This is a genomic window from Rhodococcus sp. MH15 (assembly GCF_019266045.1).
GTDB classification, from domain to species: Bacteria; Actinomycetota; Actinomycetes; order Mycobacteriales; family Mycobacteriaceae; genus Rhodococcus_F; species Rhodococcus_F qingshengii.
Genome location: NZ_LPNP01000077.1, coordinates 17,286 through 34,456, shown reverse-complemented (window position 1 = coordinate 34,456; position 17,171 = coordinate 17,286). Strand labels below are relative to the sequence as shown.

General features: G+C 61.0%; 17 protein-coding genes and 1 pseudogene. 6 read left to right on the top strand and 12 right to left on the bottom strand.

Features of this window, described 5'->3' with window-relative positions:
- Nucleotides 1-25 precede the first annotated feature (25 nt).
- Nucleotides 26-2,248 (top strand): catalase/peroxidase HPI, encoded by a 2,223-nt coding sequence (gene katG, locus ATN37_RS21890; protein WP_058038909.1) that lies wholly within the window; start codon nucleotides 26-28, stop codon nucleotides 2,246-2,248.
- Between the two features lie 79 nt (nucleotides 2,249-2,327).
- The gene (locus ATN37_RS21885) at nucleotides 2,328-2,801 is read left to right on the top strand and encodes an NUDIX domain-containing protein (protein ID WP_003941446.1); all 474 of its coding nucleotides are present in this window, start codon (nucleotides 2,328-2,330) and stop codon (nucleotides 2,799-2,801) included.
- Between the two features lie 17 nt (nucleotides 2,802-2,818).
- Here the strand turns inward: ATN37_RS21885 and ATN37_RS21880 are convergent, their stop codons facing one another.
- The 3 genes from ATN37_RS21880 to ctaD are packed head-to-tail and all read right to left on the bottom strand — an operon-like array spanning nucleotide 2,819 to nucleotide 5,601.
- Nucleotides 2,819-3,637: a universal stress protein gene (locus ATN37_RS21880; RefSeq protein ID WP_218695610.1), complete on the bottom strand. Its 819-nt coding sequence runs from the start codon at nucleotides 3,635-3,637 to the stop codon at nucleotides 2,819-2,821.
- Nucleotides 3,615-3,866 (bottom strand): hypothetical protein, encoded by a 252-nt coding sequence (locus tag ATN37_RS21875; protein WP_218695609.1) that lies wholly within the window; start codon nucleotides 3,864-3,866, stop codon nucleotides 3,615-3,617. The genes ATN37_RS21880 and ATN37_RS21875 overlap by 23 nt, the downstream gene beginning before the upstream one ends.
- Nucleotides 3,859-5,601 (bottom strand): cytochrome c oxidase subunit I, encoded by a 1,743-nt coding sequence (gene ctaD, locus ATN37_RS21870; RefSeq protein WP_218695608.1) that lies wholly within the window; start codon nucleotides 5,599-5,601, stop codon nucleotides 3,859-3,861. Before ctaD ends, ATN37_RS21875 begins: the two co-directional genes overlap by 8 nt.
- Nucleotides 5,602-5,800: 199 nt before the next feature.
- Here ctaD and ATN37_RS21865 point away from each other — a divergent pair, with 199 nt between their 5' ends.
- Nucleotides 5,801-6,181: a VOC family protein gene (locus tag ATN37_RS21865; protein ID WP_007726436.1), complete on the top strand. Its 381-nt coding sequence runs from the start codon at nucleotides 5,801-5,803 to the stop codon at nucleotides 6,179-6,181.
- A gap of 3 nt (nucleotides 6,182-6,184) precedes the next feature.
- Here the strand turns inward: ATN37_RS21865 and ATN37_RS21860 are convergent, their stop codons facing one another.
- From ATN37_RS21860 to ATN37_RS21850, 3 genes are all read right to left on the bottom strand, one after another.
- Nucleotides 6,185-7,885 carry a GAF domain-containing protein gene (locus ATN37_RS21860; protein ID WP_003941436.1) on the bottom strand — a complete coding sequence of 567 codons (1,701 nt, stop codon included), beginning with the start codon at nucleotides 7,883-7,885 and terminating at the stop codon, nucleotides 6,185-6,187.
- On the bottom strand, nucleotides 7,875-8,606 hold the full coding sequence (locus ATN37_RS21855) for a response regulator transcription factor (RefSeq protein WP_039972719.1): 732 nt from the start codon (nucleotides 8,604-8,606) through the stop codon (nucleotides 7,875-7,877). The genes ATN37_RS21860 and ATN37_RS21855 overlap by 11 nt, the downstream gene beginning before the upstream one ends.
- A gap of 263 nt (nucleotides 8,607-8,869) precedes the next feature.
- Nucleotides 8,870-9,214 carry a nitroreductase/quinone reductase family protein gene (locus ATN37_RS21850; RefSeq protein ID WP_037129595.1) on the bottom strand — a complete coding sequence of 115 codons (345 nt, stop codon included), beginning with the start codon at nucleotides 9,212-9,214 and terminating at the stop codon, nucleotides 8,870-8,872.
- A gap of 238 nt (nucleotides 9,215-9,452) precedes the next feature.
- On the opposite strand from ATN37_RS21850, the gene ATN37_RS21845 reads away from it, so the two are divergent.
- Nucleotides 9,453-9,674: an RGCVC family protein gene (locus ATN37_RS21845; RefSeq protein ID WP_075832430.1), complete on the top strand. Its 222-nt coding sequence runs from the start codon at nucleotides 9,453-9,455 to the stop codon at nucleotides 9,672-9,674.
- 107 nt (nucleotides 9,675-9,781) lie between these two features.
- On the opposite strand, the gene ATN37_RS21840 is transcribed toward ATN37_RS21845, so the two are convergent.
- Together ATN37_RS21840 and ATN37_RS21835 are read right to left on the bottom strand one after the other, a co-directional pair.
- Nucleotides 9,782-10,384, bottom strand: coding sequence for a hypothetical protein (locus tag ATN37_RS21840; protein ID WP_082845672.1), 603 nt, complete (start codon nucleotides 10,382-10,384; stop codon nucleotides 9,782-9,784).
- A gap of 23 nt (nucleotides 10,385-10,407) precedes the next feature.
- Nucleotides 10,408-10,857, bottom strand: a complete 450-nt coding sequence (locus ATN37_RS21835) for a helix-turn-helix domain-containing protein (RefSeq protein WP_218695607.1) — start codon at nucleotides 10,855-10,857, stop codon at nucleotides 10,408-10,410.
- 49 nt (nucleotides 10,858-10,906) lie between these two features.
- On the opposite strand from ATN37_RS21835, the pseudogene ATN37_RS21830 reads away from it, so the two are divergent.
- Nucleotides 10,907-12,064, top strand: a pseudogene (locus ATN37_RS21830) (MFS transporter); the annotation flags it as partial.
- 84 nt (nucleotides 12,065-12,148) lie between these two features.
- Here the strand turns inward: ATN37_RS21830 and ATN37_RS21825 are convergent.
- The 4 genes from ATN37_RS21825 to ATN37_RS21810 all read right to left on the bottom strand — a co-directional run bounded on the left by ATN37_RS21825 (nucleotide 12,149) and on the right by ATN37_RS21810 (nucleotide 15,237).
- A complete protein-coding gene (locus ATN37_RS21825; protein WP_218695606.1) occupies nucleotides 12,149-13,399 on the bottom strand; it encodes an amidohydrolase in 1,251 nt (416 codons plus the stop codon).
- 97 nt (nucleotides 13,400-13,496) lie between these two features.
- Nucleotides 13,497-13,919 (bottom strand): hypothetical protein, encoded by a 423-nt coding sequence (locus tag ATN37_RS21820; protein ID WP_007726468.1) that lies wholly within the window; start codon nucleotides 13,917-13,919, stop codon nucleotides 13,497-13,499.
- Nucleotides 13,920-14,388: 469 nt separating this feature from the next.
- Nucleotides 14,389-14,937: a hypothetical protein gene (locus ATN37_RS21815; protein WP_003943619.1), complete on the bottom strand. Its 549-nt coding sequence runs from the start codon at nucleotides 14,935-14,937 to the stop codon at nucleotides 14,389-14,391.
- A 159-nt stretch (nucleotides 14,938-15,096) separates the two neighbouring features.
- Nucleotides 15,097-15,237, bottom strand: coding sequence for a hypothetical protein (locus ATN37_RS21810; protein WP_156423194.1), 141 nt, complete (start codon nucleotides 15,235-15,237; stop codon nucleotides 15,097-15,099).
- A 187-nt stretch (nucleotides 15,238-15,424) separates the two neighbouring features.
- Here ATN37_RS21810 and ATN37_RS21805 point away from each other — a divergent pair, with 187 nt between their 5' ends.
- The gene (locus tag ATN37_RS21805) at nucleotides 15,425-17,140 is read left to right on the top strand and encodes a 3-ketosteroid-delta-1-dehydrogenase (RefSeq protein WP_058038916.1); all 1,716 of its coding nucleotides are present in this window, start codon (nucleotides 15,425-15,427) and stop codon (nucleotides 17,138-17,140) included.
- Nucleotides 17,141-17,171: the final 31 nt, after the last annotated feature.

The following is a 17,171-nucleotide window of genomic DNA, read 5'->3' as shown; positions in this document are numbered from 1 at the left end:
TCTACTCGCTCATGGAGGGATTACCGTGTCCGATAGTTGCCCGGTTGCTCACGACGGAAACACCGAGAGCACCAGCGAAAGTGAAAACCCCGCAATCCCGTCTCCGACGCCTACCGGGAATCGTCCGAGAACAAACAGCGACTGGTGGCCGAATCAGCCGGATCTCTCTGTCTTGCATTCACATTCGTCGAAGTCGAATCCGATGGGTGCCGACTTCGATTACGCCCAGGAATTCGCCAAGCTCGATGTCGAGGCGCTAAAGCGCGACGTCATCGCGTTGATGACGGCGTCGCAGGATTGGTGGCCGGCCGACTACGGGCACTACGGCGGACTCTTCGTGCGTATGAGCTGGCATGCTGCCGGCACCTATCGCATTGCAGACGGCCGCGGCGGTGGCGGCCAAGGTGCTCAGCGTTTCGCCCCGCTCAACAGTTGGCCGGACAACGCCAGCCTCGACAAGGCGCGGCGCCTGCTCTGGCCCGTGAAGCAGAAGTACGGAAAGCAGGTTTCCTGGGCCGACCTGCTGGTGTTTGCGGGCAACTGCGCCCTGGAGTCGATGGGGTTCAAGACCTTCGGCTTCGGATTCGGCCGAGAAGACATCTGGGAGCCCGAGGAGATCTACTGGGGTCCCGAGGACACCTGGCTCGGCGACGAGCGTTACAGCGGAGACCGTGAGCTGTCCGGACCGCTCGGAGCCGTGCAGATGGGCCTGATCTACGTCAATCCCGAAGGACCCAACGGGCAACCGGATCCGGTAGCGGCCGCCCGCGACATCCGAGAAACGTTCGCCCGCATGGCGATGAACGACGTGGAGACAGCTGCGCTGATCGCCGGCGGTCACACCTTCGGCAAGACGCACGGAGCCGGACCGGCCGACCTCGTCGGACCGGAACCGGAAGGTGCTCCCATCGAGCAGCAGGGACTGGGCTGGAAGAGTGCCTTCGGCACGGGTGTGGGTAAGGACGCGATCACCAGTGGTCTCGAAGTCGTGTGGACTCCCACTCCGACGAAGTGGGACAACACCTTCTTGGAGATTCTGTACGGCTACGACTGGGAGCTGACCAAGAGTCCGGCGGGTGCGTGGCAGTGGATTCCGAAGGACGGCGCGGGGGCGGGCACCATCCCGGATCCGTTCGATTCGTCGGCCGGACGCACCCCGACGATGCTGACGACCGACCTGTCCCTACGCCTGGATCCGACGTACGAGAAGATCACCCGGCGCTGGCTCGATCATCCGGAAGAATTCGCCGAAGAGTTCGCCAAGGCTTGGTACAAGCTCCTTCACCGTGACATGGGACCGGTCACGCGCTACCTGGGACCTTGGGTTCCCGAGCCGCAGCTGTGGCAGGACCCGGTTCCCTCGGCCGATGATCAACTGATCGGGGACGCAGACATCGCGATCCTCAAGAGTCGACTTCTCGACTCCGGGCTGTCCATTTCGCAGTTGGTATCGACGGCGTGGGCGTCTGCCGCGAGCTTCCGCAGCACGGACATGCGCGGCGGCGCCAACGGTGCGCGAATCCGACTGGAGCCGCAGAAGAATTGGGAAGTCAATGAGCCCGCAGCTCTCTCCGCGGTGCTTCAGACTCTCGAGCGGGTTCAGCAGGACTTCAACCAGGCTGGTGGAGCAAAGGTTTCTCTCGCCGACCTGATCGTTCTGGGTGGTACAGCGGCCGTCGAACAGGCTGCGAAGAACGCCGGACAGGACATCACGGTCTCGTTCACGCCGGGCCGAACGGATGCAACGCAGGAGCAGACAGACGTCGACTCGTTCGAGGTACTCGAACCCCGGGCCGACGGATTCCGGAACTACCTCAAGGGAGGCGAGAAGCTTCCGGCAGAGATTCTGTTGGTCGACCGCGCGTACATGCTGTCGCTGACCCCGCCCGAGGTGACAGTGCTGGTCGGCGGACTTCGCGCGCTGAACGCGAACTTCGGCAATACCCGTCACGGCGTGTTCACCGATCGTCCCGAGACGTTGACCAACGATTTCTTCGTCAACCTTCTCGACATGGGTACCGAGTGGAAGCCGTCGAAGACGGACGAAAACGTCTACGACGGTGTTGATCGCGTGACGGGCGATCCGAAGTACACGGCAACTGCGGTCGATCTCGTTTTCGGATCGAATTCGCAACTGCGTGCACTCGCCGAGGTGTACGCCAGTGCAGACGCCAAGCAGAAGTTCGCCGAGGACTTCGCCGCAGCCTGGACCAAGGTGATGGACCTCGACCGGTTCGACGTGAACTGATCCAGCAGATCGTCGACGACGCCCCGCGAGCTTGTTCTCGCGGGGCGCCGTCATTTCACGCGCACGATAGCGTGGTCGTGTGGCCGATCAATTTGCGCTGGTACCAGCGGTGTACGTGATGTTCTGTCGAAGCAACCCGGTACAACGGCGCGAGGTGCTGCTGCAATTGCGCGAGGGCACGGGATTCATGGACGGATACTGGGCTCACGCTGCTGCGGGCCACGTCGAACTGGGGGAGTCGGCGATCGACGCTGCCGTTCGGGAGGCTGCGGAAGAACTTGGTGTCGAGTTGCTTTCCTCGGAACTGAAGCCGCTGACCGTGTTGCATCGCCGCCACGCGGACGGGAGCGAACCGGTGGATCATCGAGTGGACTTCTTCTACGAATGCCGCACGTGGTCGGGTGAACCACGCCGGATGGAGCCGTTGAAATCTGCAGATCTGCGGTGGTGGCCGGTTGACGAACTCCCGGAGAAGTTGGTCGACCACGAGCGTTTCGTAATCGAAGCCCATCACTCCGGGCAGCTCGCACCCATCCACAGTTACGGCTTCTGACCGGGTGACGATCTGATTCAGGCTTCGCTGGCAACGATGACCGGGCAGTGTGCTTTTCGAATCATCGCACTGCTCGTGGTGCCGAGAGCGGTGTCGTCGAACGAGCCTCGCCCACGCCGACCCACGACGAGAAGCCGTGCCTCGGTGGAGAGTTGTTCAAGAATGGCAACCGAGGGGCCGTCGAACTCGATCTGACGGATCGCGACGCCAGGGTAGAGCGTGGCCCAACCCGACAGTTGCCACGTCAGCGGCGTCGAGTGCTGGGGCGAGTGCCCGGATGCGACGTCTCGACGCAGTTCGGCCTCTGGCGGCGCGGCGTGAACGACGACCAGTTCGGTGTTCGCTGCCTCTGCTTCCTTGAATGCGATGGCCAGAGCGCTTTCGCTGTAGGCGCTTCCGTCCAAACCGACGACAACCGGCAAGGCTGCCGCAGCGCTGCTTTCACGCGGTGTTCCGACTCTTGCGAACGAACATGTCGGTCCAGGTGCGGCGGGATCGTCCTGTGGTGCGACGATCAAGGCGGCCTCGGACGTCAACGCGGTGAGGATTGCGGTGTTCTCCCCGGAGATCAGATCGGTCCGGATCCGAAGATCTGGCGACACCGACTCGGCGATCTGAATGGCCTCCATGAACAGGCCGGTCGGCGATGCCGAGGTGTTCAGATCGGCGCTCGGAGCTACGAAAACGATTCGCATCCAGAGACCGTGGCGATGTGCGAACTCAGCCGCCCACGTGATCACGTCGGGGCGCACCGGGGATCCGTCGATGCACACGACCACCGCTCCGTCCGCGGACCACTCCGAGGTGATGAGATCAGTCGATAGTTCGGGCTTCATCGTGAACTCCTCGAGCTGTGTCTGTTGAATGCGAACTAGCTTGCAGGACAGTGCCGAACAGCAATCCTGCGACGACTATCGAGCACGCGGCAGTCGTCAGGGGCAACCACACGAGCGTCGTGACAGCGAACATGAGCACGAGCAACGGGGCGAGGAGATGGCCGGGTTTCGCTCGGCGTTCGTGGTGCTGCTTTTCTGCCCAGGCTCGGTGCTTCGTGCCGTCATTCATGTTGTTTCACCTCAGTTCTCACGTCGGAAACCGACTTGTGACCAAGCAGTCCGACATGCGCCTCGTCGCGCATTCTTTCGACCATGTGGGGGTAGTGCAGTTCGAATGCCGGCCGCTCACTGCGGATTCGGGGGAGTTCGGTGAAGTTGTGTCGCGGTGGTGGGCAGGACGTCGCCCATTCGAGCGAGTTTCCGAAGCCCCAAGGATCGTCGACGGTCACAATTCGGCCGTACCGGTAGCTCTTGAAAACGTTCCAGATGAACGGAATCGTCGAGGCTTCGAGCACAAACGCGCCGATGGTCGAGATCGTGTTGAGAAGAGTGAAATTGTCAGACGGGAGGTAGTCCGCGTACCGCCGAGGCATGCCCTGAGCGCCGAGCCAATGCTGGACGAGAAATGTTGCGTGAAAGCCGATCAGGGTCAACCAGAAATGGATCTTGGCGAGCTTCTCGTCCAACATCCGGCCGGTCATTTTCGGGAACCAGAAGTAGATTCCGGCGTATGTCGCGAACGCGATTGTCCCGAAGAGGACGTAATGGAAATGCGCGACAACAAAGTACGAGTCGGTGACATGAAAGTCCAAGGGCGGGCTGGCAAGGATGACGCCGGAGAGTCCGCCGAACAGGAATGTGACCAGGAAGCCGACGGAGAACAGCATGGGCGATTCGAAAGTCAACTGCCCCTTCCACATGGTGCCGATCCAGTTGAAGAACTTGACTCCGGTGGGAACTGCGATCAGGAAGGTCATGAACGAGAAGTAGGGGAGGAGAACGGCGCCGGTTGCGTACATGTGGTGCGCCCACACAGCGATCGACAGTGCAGCAATTCCCAATGTTGCGTAGACCAATCCGGTGTATCCGAAGATCGGCTTGCGGCTGAAGACGGGGAAGATCTCCGAGACTATGCCGAAGAACGGCAGCGCCAGAATGTAGACCTCGGGATGGCCGAAGAACCAGAACAGGTGCTGCCACAACATGACTCCACCGGTGGCGGGGTCGAACAGGTGCGCTCCCAGGTGCCGGTCCACCCACAGTCCGATCAAGGCAGCAGCGAGCAGCGGAAAAACGAGGAGGATCAGCATGCTGGCGACCAGCGCATTCCACGTGAAGATCGGCATGCGGAACATCGTCATGCCCGGGGCGCGCAGGCAGACGATCGTCGAAACGATGTTGACTGCGCCGAGGATGGTGCCGACGCCGCCGAGAGCGAGACCGATGATCCACAGGTCGGCGCCCATGCCGGGGGAGTGGAGTTCGCTGGTGAGCGGTACGTAGGCGGTCCAGCCGAAATCTGCCGCACCACCAGGTGTTACGAATCCGGCGGACGCGATCAGGCCGCCGAAGAGATAGAGCCAGTAGCTGAAGGCGTTGAGTCGCGGGAAACACACGTCCGGCGACCCGATCTGCAGTGGCATCAGGTAGTTGGCGAATCCGAAGAACACCGGGGTCGCGTACAGCAGGAGCATGATCGTGCCGTGCATGGTGAACAACTGGTTGTACTGCTCGTTGGACAGGAATTGCATTCCCGGAACGGTCAATTCCATGCGCATGAGTAGTGCCATCAGTCCGCCGATCAAGAAGAAGGCAAACGATGTCACGATGTACATCAGACCGATCATCTTGTGATCGGTGGTCCTGAGGATCTCGACCAGTTTCGAACCCTTCGGAGCGGTTCGGGGAATTGCATCGGCGGGGGAATCGACCTCACCGACCGGCCGGGGCGCGAGATCAACCACGATGGCCGCCTACGCACATCGACGTGACGAAAGACCGAGAATGCCTGGGACTGTGGAACATAACGCAATGATCGTGGCGACCGGGAACTCGGACGAGGGGAAAAGGTCCCTAGGATCGGAACAGAGGCATGGCGTAGATCACGTGGTCCGGTACGGTCGAGAGAGTTGTCTTCACGAGCCGAAAGAAAGCGAGATGGTCATGGCATGTCGTATCAGTGAACTGGTGCTCGGTTGCCGGGAACCCGAGGTGCTGGGCCGGTTCTGGTGCGAGGTCCTGGACTTCGTCGTGCTCGATCGAATGGACGACGGTTCGTTGGAGATCGGCCCACGCGAAGGGTTCGGCGGTCCGCAGCCGACGATCATCCTCAGTCGCAGAGACGAACCGGAGAAGGGTAAGCCCCGCCTGCATATCGACGTCAACGCCACCGATCGCGATCAGGAGGCCGAACTGGAACGCCTGTTGAGTCTTGGTGCGCGGCCGGCCGACATCGGCCAGACAGGGCACGAACAATGGCATGTCCTGGCCGATCCGGAAGGTAACGAGTTCTGCCTGCTCAAGGCCCAACTGGATCCGCTCTGACGCTCAACGATGCTGGATCGGCAACGGACTTCGCCTGGGGCTCAGCGGAACACGCCACACCAGTTCGGTGACACCGTTCTCGCTGGTGATGTTGCTCGAGCCTCCGCACTGACGAGCGCGGGTCGCCAGGTTGTCGAGACCGTGGATTCTGGTTGCCTGGTCGATTCCCACACCGTCGTCGACGATGCTGATGACAAGCTCCTCGGTGGCCCGGATGGTGACGTCGATGGCATCGGCATGTGCATGCCGCAGAGCGTTGCTCAAGCCCTCGCGCACAACGGCTTCGGCGTGCGGGGCAAGTCGAGACGGGACGGAACTGTCGATGGTTCCCTCGAAAGTGACGCTGGGAGTGATCGACGAGTGGCCGGACAGACCGTTGACGGCATCGAGTAGTCGCCGCCGCAGGCTTGTGGGAGTAGACATCTCGCTCGTATGGAGGTCGAAGACTGCGGTGCGGATTTCACGGACTGTTCGATCGAGTTGATCGACAGAGGTGTCCAATACGGTTCGAACGGTGTCCTCGTCGCCTGGACGTTGCAGCACCCCCTGCAAACTCAACCCGGTGGCGAACAGCTGTTGGATGACGTGGTCATGGAGATCCCGCGCGATTCGGTCGCGATCTTCGAGGACGTCGACCAGTCTTTCTTTCCGTTGCTGTTCTGCGAATTCGACAGTGACAGAAGCGATGTCTGCCATCGCCGTCAGTTGCTCGATCTCGTCCACTCCCCACGGGCGGTTGCTGCGGCGTGACGCGAAGAGAACACCGCCGCCGAACGAGGTCCCGGAGAGGGGGAGTGCGACCACTGATTCGTCGCCGGAAACGTTCAGTGCCGGAACGGAACTGCCATGTGGTGCAGAGATCGGCCGCCGGCTCCGCGCAGCGTCGTCGATCACGGTCCCGGACAGATCGACGGCTGATCCGGTCGCGGGGACAGGCTGGGAATCAGCAGCATCGGCGACGTGGACTACCGGCTCTCTGCCGAGGTCGTAGCGAACGACGCACACAAGATTTCCATCCGTGAGGTGCCGCGTCGTCCGAACCAGTTCCGCCAGCGTCTCGTCGCGGGATCCGCCGCTGAGCAGACGTGCATTGACGGCGGCGACGGCCTTGAGCCAGGCTTCTCGCGTCCGGGATTCCTCGAACAGACGCGCATTGTCGATGGCGATGCTCGCAGCATTTGCCAGAATCTGGAGTACAGCCTCGTCGCGGTCGTCGAATGCAGTCCGTTCCGAGCTGTCCGCGAGGTAGATGCTGCCGAACACCTCGCCCCTGACGAAGATCGGAACACCGAGAAACGTGTCCATCGGCGGATGATTGGTCGGAAACCCTGCCGAGGACGGATGCGAGGAGATTCGGTCGGTTCGAACCGGGCACGGTTCTCGAACGACCAGGCCCAGCAGGCCGTGACCTTCGGGAAGATGCCCGATCTTGGCAACCTGCCCCTGAGTCATACCGGAGTGGATGAATCGGGACAAGCGTCCGTCGGGGGATTTCACGCCGAGCGCGCCGTAGTCCGCTTCGAGGAGATGTCGCGCGACGTCGACTATCTGTTGCAGGGTTTCGTCGAGCTGGAGTGTGGACCCGACGGTCAACACGGCACTGAGCAGTTTGGGAATTGCAGTCGGGTTGAGAGCAGTCAGTTCTGCGCTTCCGGCGATGTCGCCGAAAAGGCTGAGCATGAGCGCGTCGCGGCTACCTGGCATGGTGCGTGCCCGTGGTGGCGGAGAAGGGCGAGCCGGATGGCGTCAGCAGGTGAGTGGTCGCCTGGCCGGAAGGATCCGGGTGCGAAGTGCCCGCACGAAGCTTTGTCGCCAGAACTGCGGCCTGCGTTCGACGTTCGAGACCCAGTTTCTCGAGGATGCGTGAGACGTAGTTCTTGACTGTTTTCTCCGAGAGTTCTGCGTGCGAGCTGATCTCTCGATTGCTCAGTCCCTTGCCGATCAACTCGAAGATCAAGAGCTCCTGATCGGTCAACAGGGCTGCCGCAGTACCCGACTCCTGTTCGGACCGGATGCGCCGGACCAAACCGATCACCGCCTGGGTGTTCAACAGCGACTTGCCGGTAGCAACCGTGCGGATCGCCGACACCAGGTCGTGGCCGCGGATGTTCTTGAGGACGAATCCTCGTGCGCCGGCGATCAGGGCGTCGAGCAGTGCGTCGTCGTCGGAGTACGACGTGAGCATCAAAGTGGCGGCGCTCGGGTAGGTCGACGCCAGTTCTCGGCACAGTTCCACACCGTTACCGTCGGGAAGTCTGACGTCCATGACAACCACGTCGGGTCGGCATTCGGGTATTCCGGCCGAGGCTTCGCGAACACACGACGCCTCGCCAACAACGTTGAATCCCGATACCTGGTTCAACAGGTCTGCCAATCCACGACGGACGATCTCGTGGTCGTCGACCAGATAGATGCCGATCGTCACGGTGGTCACCTCTTCCAGCTCACGCCTGCCGTCGATGTTACCGGACGGTAATGTCCCGACAGGATCGGGTTGTCCGACCGATGGTCGACAAAAAACCCGCGTCGAAGGGTGCGAGACCGAGTCTCGATTGCACAGAGTCAAAGGTCCCGACCGTCACGAGATCTGAATCACCCAGATCTCGTGAGGCGGTGGGTGTGAGCTGAATGTGATTGCACCGGTGGGTGTGAGCTGAATGTGATTGCACCGGTGGCTGTTCGATCCGCTCAGTCGACGGGAGCGAGTTCGACGGAGACGTAGACACCCTTGCCTTTTCGGTGTGCGAGTGCCTCGCCGGGGCGATCGATACCGTCCAGTTGGAGAACGATCGGACCTTGTTCCGGGTAGAAATTGCGCCACCAACTCTTCTTGTCTGGCATGGCAACGCCGATCGTCACATGGTCGCCTTTTCGTTTGTAGGACACGGGCGCGCTGAAGGTGCGACCGGACTTGCGTCCGACGTAGGTGATGACGGTCATGGAACGGCCCAGTAGTTTGCCTACGATCGGAGCGCCGATCAGTGGTTGGACCACTACGTTCACGGCGGCGGATACACGTTGGAAAGTGTTCACGAGAAGCCCTTTCACGACGAATGCTGCACGAATTCGAATCCTGCACGGAAATGGTGCGTGCAGTAGTTCTATCCTGCTCGACCGGGAATGTCGCGTGGGCAGAAATTGGTACAAACCGGTGTGCCGAAGCGAGTAGCGTGGGGTACGTCGAGGGTCATTCGAATATGCGCGGTCAAGCCATGTCGTCCTCGACGCCAACCCGGTCTGTGGTCGAACGGCCGAGAACTGGAGCGCCTGTATGGCGTCGAACCCGTCCGATGTGTCGAATGCACGAGGGCAATCCGAGTCGACTGACGAGGATCAGAAAACACCGTCGATCTGCCCGGCGTGTCAGCACAGTATGGAATCCCATGATCCGCTCGGGGTTCGCTTCTGCGCAGTGACTGCCGACCGCGGTCTCGATCGAAAGTGCATCTGCGCTGCCGATCGTGAGGAAATTCAGCACTACTCGCGATACTGATCCGCCTGGGCATCACGTCAATTCATACGCCAAGATTCGACTGTCACCTCGACGACACTGCCCGCGCCACTGAACGCGCCGCGGGTGAACCGCACTGAGTGACAGATTCACCCTCGTTGCGACCACTTGCCGCGCAGAAGCATCAGTGCGGTAAGGGTGAGGCCCCATCCGATCGTGGACAGTGCGACGCCCACGCCTGCCTGTCCGGTGACATCAGTACTGGCGTCGATGCTGAATGCGGTGGTGAATCCCGCAGCAGTGCCGGCAGCGGCCGTCATACCGCCGGCCTTCATCCATCGCGAGCAATGGGCGGAACCGAAACACGCCAGAATCACTGTCAGTCCACAGGCGACGACCTGCCAGGTGGGGAACTGTGTCGGGGCAGGCAGGCCGGGGCCGCGGAATCCGCCTTTGTAGTCGGCTGACCAGCTGAGCCAGCCCATGCAAGACAGAAAGCCCAGTGCAAAGGCCAACAGGCCGGTGCTCCACAGTCCGAGTGAGCCCGATCCCGTGTGCCCGCCGCCGAGGGCGGTCGTGGAGTGCTCCAGGCCAGTTCGTTCCGAACGCCAGATTGTCCAGATGATGCTCGCGCCGATAGTTGCGGGCACGCCGACGAAGATGAATGCAATCCAGAGAAACTGCGGCCAGGAGAACTCGAGATCGACAGTCATAGTCGGAGTATGCGCGCACTTCGAATCATGTGCGCCCATCTGTCAATCTGGCGAGTTGCGGGTCAACCTTCCTCGACCTTATCCACATGTGTACTTGTAGGGTCCAGGTCGATATTCCGTGTGTTGATCAGTCGAAGCCTGGGAACCGGATCGCCCGTGGTGTCGTCGATCAAGATCGAGTGTGGCTCACCGTCATCGAAGGCGTGGCGCTCTCCCCACTGTCGCAGGCTAATGATCACGATGAACAGATCCATACCGCGTTCGGTCAGGATGTACTCGTTGCGGGTACCTTGCGCGTTCGGTTGGACTTCGAAGATTCCCTGCTCGACAAGGACTTTGAGCCTGTCCGTGAGAATGTTCTTTGCGATGCCCAGGTTTCGTTGAAACTGACTGAATCTCGATGACCCGTCGAAGGCGTCACGCACGATCAGCAGCGACCATCTGTCGCCGATGATGTCGGCCGCTCGGGCCGTCGGGCAGTGCGGGTCCGTCCATTGTGCGCGATCCGGCATCGAGTTCCTCATTGGTTGCGTTTTGAAACTGTATTGACGTAACCTCCAAATGGTATCAAAACGCAACCAAGTTGAGGTGGAAGTGACTGCACGTCATGCTGTCGAGAACGCGCGGGGCAAGTTGAAAATGTCTCGCGGACTTCGCCTGTTGCTCGCAGTGCTCTGCGGGGTCTCGGTAGCCAACATCTACTACGCACAGCCGCTCCTCGGGCAAATAGGCTCGGATCTTTCCATTCCTCCGGCCGGCCTCGGTTTCGTAGTCGCACTCGCCCAACTCGGTTATGTGGTGGGGTTGATCGTGTTGGTGCCATTGAGCGATCTCGTGAATCGAAAGAAATTGATCGCAATCCAGATCGTCGCTGCTGCAACGGGAACGATGCTTGTTGCTCTGGCCACCACGAATCTGCAGCTGTTGATCGGGATGGCGGTCGCAGGCACGTTCTCGGTAGTTGTTCAAGTCATAGTTGCCTATGCTGCGGCAATCAGTGACCCGGACGAGCGGGGCGCAAACATCGGTGTCATCACCAGCGGCGTTGTCGTCGGCATCATCCTCGCTCGGACTGTCGCCGGCGCAGTTGCGGATCTGGCAGGCTGGCGGGCGGTCTACGCGGGATCCACTTTCATTTCGGTACTGGTCGCGGCCGTCGCGCTGACGATGCTGCCGAAAGATCCTCGTTCGCAACACGATAGGCGTTCGTACGTGCGTGCAATGGGGTCTGTCGTGACGTTGACGCTTACGAACCGACTGTTTCGCACCCGGGCCCTGATCGCCTTGTTCCTTTTCGCGTCCTTTGGTGCTTTGTGGAGCGGAATGGCCCTGCCGTTGAGTGAGGAACCATGGCGGTTGTCGACCACACAGATCGGGCTCTTCGGAATCGCAGGATTGGTTGGAGCATTGGGCGCGGTCGGTGCCGGTCGGTGGGCCGATCAAGGCAAAGCGCAACGCGTCACCGGGGCGTCGTTGGTCGTTCTCTTGCTGTCGTGGGTATTCAACGCGCAGGCGACGCACTCGCTGGTGTTACTCGTAGTCGGTGTTGTTGCGTTGGACTTCGCCGTGCAGGCTGTTCATGTCACGAGCCAGAATCTGATCGTCGCGAACACACCGGAATCGTCGGGGCAGATCATCGGTAGTTACATGGTGTTCTATTCGTTGGGCAGCGCGGCTGGGGCGGTTTCCACCACTATGGTTTTCGACGCGGCAGGGTGGGGCGCTGCAAGTATTCTCGGCGGCGCCTACGCGTTTGCAGCCTTGATCGAATGGACGATCGATCGATTGCGGACCCGCAACACTCTAGGGAGTTGGGAGCCACGTCCTGGCCGCGACGACCAAGGCGTTCACACCGATGGTCAGGGTCGGCTCGATCACGGGAGCGTAGTGCGGAGAGTGGTTCGACGGCACGGTTCGCAAAGCCGGATCAGTCATGTCACCTGTCGTGAACAGTGAAGGGTCGGTACCGCCCAACAGCCAGTACGACAGTGGCGCACCGGCACTGGTCGCGAGAATGCCGACATCTTCACTACCTGCTCCCGCTCCGGGATCGAGAACCTTGTTCGTCCCCAACCATTCGGCAAACGCATCGAGTGTCTTGTCCAGCGCTGCCGGATCATTGACGACGATCGGAAAGTGCTCCGTCTCGGTGATGGTCGGTGGGGTGGGTGCACCGGCGGTGGCCGCTTCGCCCCGGACGATGCGGTCGACGCTGTCCAGGATGCGCTGACGCACACCTGCGTCGTAGCTGCGGATGTTGAGTTGCAGTTCTGCTTCGCCGGGAATGACGTTGGCGGCATCTCCAGCATGGATGGAGCCGACGGTGAGGACAGCTGTGGCAGTACTCGGGACCTCGCGTGAGATGACAGTTTGCAAACGCAACACGGTTTCGGCTGCCATGACCACGGGATCGACCGAGTTCTCCGGCATAGATCCGTGGGCGCCCTTTCCGACCAGTCTCACACGAAGTGAGTCCGATCCCGCATACGAGGGGCCGGCGTGCCCGGCGATCGTGCCTGCCGGTAGCGGCGATACATGTTGTCCGAGAACGATGTCGGGCCTCGGGAATCGCTCGAACAGTCCGTCGTCGACCATTGCTTGCGCACCCGCGCCAAGTTCCTCAGCCGGTTGGAAGACGAGGACAAGAGTGCCAGACCAGGTCGTCGTATCCTGAGAGAGGATCCGGGCCGCACCGAGTAAGCAGGTCGTATGCAGGTCATGGCCGCACGCGTGGCTGACCGAGACGGTCTTTCCCTGATCGTCGGTCGTTGTTACGGTACTGGCGTAGTCCAATCCGGTTTCTTCCCGAACCGGGAGGGCGTCCATATCCGCACGCAGCAGCGCTGTGGGGCCCACTCCGTTCTTCAGGACTCCGACGACTCCGGTAGTCCCGACATCGGTGGTGGTGTCGAATCCAAGTGCTGTTAAATGTCTTTCCACCAGACTGGATGTTCGTTGCTCGTGAAACCCCAGTTCCGGATGGCTGTGGAGGTCCTTGTACAGGTCGATCAAATCCAGATCCACGGCGATCGTTTCGTGCACTGACGAGGTCATGAGTGTCCTCTCGGTAGCGTCTTTTCAGGCTAACCGGGATGACGGGTCGGTAAACAGGACCTTAGGTCCAACGGTGCCGGTGATGCGGAGTCTGGTGCTACGGCACGTAGAACGATGTGACACCTGGGGTGATGATGGATCCGGCCACGGACAGCACGGCAACAGCGACTTGACCGGTCCCGGTCTGCACGATCGCCTCTGCTGGGACTCCGTTGAGACCGTCCGAGAGCCGAGCCGAGCCGGAGGCCCCGGTCGAAAGGTTCAGCCAGCGCACTTCGGACGAGAGCAGGCATCCCCACCGGCCTTCCTTGCCTCCGGTGATCGTCACCGTGCCGGGTTGTTCACCGACGACAGCTACGCAGCGGACGGCCGGCGCGTCGAAGCTGCCGTTCGGGTTGCCGTACGGCGCAGGGTTGACCTGGAATGGAATGGTCACCGCGGCGGATGCGAGCGCTACCGACGTCAGAGTAGAAGCGATCACGACGGATGTGCAGACGCTCAGTCGGCGAACGAGATTCATCACGGAGGCCTCCAGCCATGTCCAGGTGATTTGCTTGTCTTCCCCGACGTAACGTTTTGGTCGTAGCTTCCCTTCTTGCATCGCCGCATTGAAGACGACAGCCTCACCGTATCCGGTTGCACAGGAGAATTCAGGTACTCGTCGCTATTCGCTACATGTGGCGGCCTCAGATGCCGTCCGTCGAACCGCCTCTGCCGTCGTCGAAGCACGTACTACGGCAACCGGTGTTCCGGCTGCGGGATCGAAACTCCAGTCCTGCCGATAGGACTGGAGTAGATCTGGATCTGTGATCATCGCACCTGGCGACAATCGCTGGGCGAGCGTGTTCAAAGCGTCGACACTACCATGATCTGGTTTCAGCCTTCCGCTCCGAGATGTGAAACTCATTGTGTCCAAGGCATGTCCGTGGACCCGAGAGTTGAAAGTCAGTATCTCGAGTGCGGTTGAGATCCACCGAATATGGCGTACGTCATATGTTGCTGAGGTCGGTCAGTACCTGATCGAAGGCGCCGGTACGTCCAGGTGTCACTACCTTCTGAAACAGTGTCAGGACACATTCGTCAAGGGCGTCCGTTGCCGTGAGGGTTCTTCTGGCGACGGTGCTTCTACCGGACCATCGGCCACGTTCCATGTGTGCCAATGCGATTCCGTCACGCCGGGCTGTTGCCTTTCGGCCCGATGAATGAACGAAGAGGTATGTTCTGCCCGCGATATCGACTTCGCACAGCTTGTTCTTGCGGCGCATGGCCTTGGGCTTCTGGTCGATCAGGGTCCCGATCGTTCCGTCGGACAATCGAAGTGATGCAGGTCGGCCTTTACGGAATGTGAGCCTGGATCGATCCTGCTCGGCTGTTGACGATTTCCTCTTCCGCCCGCCGGCAACGCTCTCCGATCCGTCGTCGGATGCGGGAATCAGTTCGCCTTGAACGTTCCCCGACGGATCGAATATCGATACGGCCGAACCACCTTCGGCGAGGTTGACGAACCAGCCGGTCTCTGTAGGGGTGTTCCATTTCATGTAGATGATTATTCTTCATCAGTGCCGAGGAACATCAGCCGACAGCCCGAGACGAGGATCGCGGTCAGGATTCGACAGTCACCTCGATCACGCCATCGTCGCCGTTGAAACGAACCGCCGGCCAGTACCCGTCCATGAAATGCAAACCGCACGAGTCTGTCAGACGTTGACAATCGCTTCGACGGCCAGACGGTGAAGAGCCTGGTGCTGCTCGAAGACGTGGCGTAGGCGGGGAAGCATGCCGCGTGCAAGGGTGCCGAGCGTTTCGTCGACGATGCCGAAGCTGGGATTTGTCCTCACGTGAGCAGCGTAGACATCGAAGAAGGCAAGCCGCGATTCTGCTGGGGCGGGCACAACGCCCGAACCGTGGCAGGAGCCGTTCTTCGCCAATCCACTCGCAATGTCCCGCTGACTGGGCATCCGGAACCTTCTGCGCCGCGACTGCCTTAGCGTTCTACGTCGATAACCACGTGAAGGGATTTGTTCAATGGCGAAGAATCAGGCACCCCCCGCGACACAAGCCAAGGACATCGTTGTCGATCTACTGGTGATCGGGTCCGGTACCGGCATGGCTGCCGCCCTCACCGCGAACGAGCTCGGCTTGTCCACGCTGATCGTGGAGAAGACGCAGTACGTTGGCGGTTCGACGGCGCGGTCCGGTGGAGCGTTCTGGATGCCTGCCAACCCGATCTTGGCGAAAGCCGGTGCGGGCGACACCGTTGAGCGCGCGAAGACATACGTGCGGTCGGTGGTCGGTGATACTGCCCCTGCCCAACGTGGGGAGGCATTCGTCGACAACGGTGCGGCCACCGTCGACATGCTTTACCGCACGACGCCCATGAAGTTCTTCTGGGCCAAGGAATACTCCGATTACCACCCCGAACTGCCGGGAGGTAGCGCCGCCGGACGTACCTGCGAGTGCCTGCCGTTCGACGCGTCGGTACTCGGCGCGGAACGCGGTCGCCTGCGGCCCGGTTTGATGGAAGCCGGACTGCCGATGCCGGTGACAGGTGCGGACTACAAGTGGATGAACCTGATGGTGAAGAAGCCGAGCAAGGCTTTCCCTCGCATCATCCGCCGCCTGGCGCAGGGCGTTTACGGCAAGTACGTACTCAAGCGTGAATACATCGCAGGCGGTCAGGCGCTCGCCGCCGGCCTGTTCGCAGGTGTGGTCCAGGCCGGTATCCCGGTGTGGACGGAAACGTCGTTGGTTCGGCTCATCACCGAAGATGGCCGCGTAACGGGTGCAGTTGTGGTGCAAGACGGACGTGAAGTGACGGTGACCGCTCGGCGTGGTGTCGTTCTGGCAGCCGGCGGGTTCGACCACAACATGGAGTGGCGCCACAAGTACCAGTCGGAGAGGCTCGGTGAGCACGAGAGCCTGGGCGCAGAGGGCAACACCGGCGAAGCGATCGAGGCAGCACAAGAGCTCGGCGCAGGTATCGGATCGATGGATCAGTCGTGGTGGTTCCCGGCGGTGGCAAGCATCAAGGGCCGCCCGCCGATGGTGATGCTCGCAGAGCGTGCGCTGCCAGGCTCGTTCATCGTCGACCAGACCGGTCGTCGATTCGTGAACGAGGCGACGGACTACATGTCGTTCGGCCAGCGCGTGCTCGAACGGGAAAAGGCCGGAGATCCGGCCGAGTCGATGTGGTTTGTTTTCGACCAGGAGTACCGCAACAGCTACGTGTTCGCAGGCGGTATCTTCCCTCGTCAGCCGCTTCCGCAGGCATTCTTCGACTCCGGCATCGCGCACAAGGCGAGCAGTCCGGTCGAACTTGCCCGCAAGGTCGGTCTTCCCGAGGAGGCTTTTGCCGAGTCCTTCGAGAAGTTCAACGAGGCCGCTGCTGCCGGTAGCGATGCGGAATTTGGTCGCGGCGGAAGTGCATACGATCGGTACTACGGCGACCCGACAGTGTCCCCGAACCCGAACCTGAGGAAGCTCGACACGAGTGCCCTCTACGCGGTGAAGATGACGCTCAGCGACCTCGGCACCTGCGGCGGTGTGCAGGCAGACGAGCATGCACGCGTGCTTCGTGAGGACGGCAGCGTGATCGACGGCCTGTATGCGATCGGCAATACTGCGGCCAACGCATTCGGTCACACCTACCCGGGCGCCGGTGCAACGATCGGCCAGGGGCTGGTTTACGGATACATTGCCGCTCACCACGCAGCCGAGAAAGTAGCTGCGACTCAGCAGTAGATCCACTAGGCAACAGATCGCCGAACGGGAG

Coding starts and splice junctions, on each gene's coding strand:
- ATN37_RS21865 (WP_007726436.1), top strand. CDS start 5,801: ATGGCATGTCGTATCAGTGAACTGGTGCTCGGTTGCCGGGAACCCGAG.
- ATN37_RS21840 (WP_082845672.1), bottom strand. CDS start 10,384: ATGGGCGCACATGATTCGAAGTGCGCGCATACTCCGACTATGACTGTC.
- ATN37_RS21825 (WP_218695606.1), bottom strand. CDS start 13,399: ATGACCTCGTCAGTGCACGAAACGATCGCCGTGGATCTGGATTTGATC.
- ATN37_RS21805 (WP_058038916.1), top strand. CDS start 15,425: ATGGCGAAGAATCAGGCACCCCCCGCGACACAAGCCAAGGACATCGTT.
- ATN37_RS21875 (WP_218695609.1), bottom strand. CDS start 3,866: ATGAATGACGGCACGAAGCACCGAGCCTGGGCAGAAAAGCAGCACCAC.
- ATN37_RS21815 (WP_003943619.1), bottom strand. CDS start 14,937: ATGAAATGGAACACCCCTACAGAGACCGGCTGGTTCGTCAACCTCGCC.
- ATN37_RS21860 (WP_003941436.1), bottom strand. CDS start 7,885: ATGCCAGGTAGCCGCGACGCGCTCATGCTCAGCCTTTTCGGCGACATC.
- ATN37_RS21835 (WP_218695607.1), bottom strand. CDS start 10,857: ATGCCGGATCGCGCACAATGGACGGACCCGCACTGCCCGACGGCCCGA.
- ATN37_RS21880 (WP_218695610.1), bottom strand. CDS start 3,637: ATGAAGCCCGAACTATCGACTGATCTCATCACCTCGGAGTGGTCCGCG.
- ATN37_RS21845 (WP_075832430.1), top strand. CDS start 9,453: ATGGCGTCGAACCCGTCCGATGTGTCGAATGCACGAGGGCAATCCGAG.
- ATN37_RS21820 (WP_007726468.1), bottom strand. CDS start 13,919: ATGAATCTCGTTCGCCGACTGAGCGTCTGCACATCCGTCGTGATCGCT.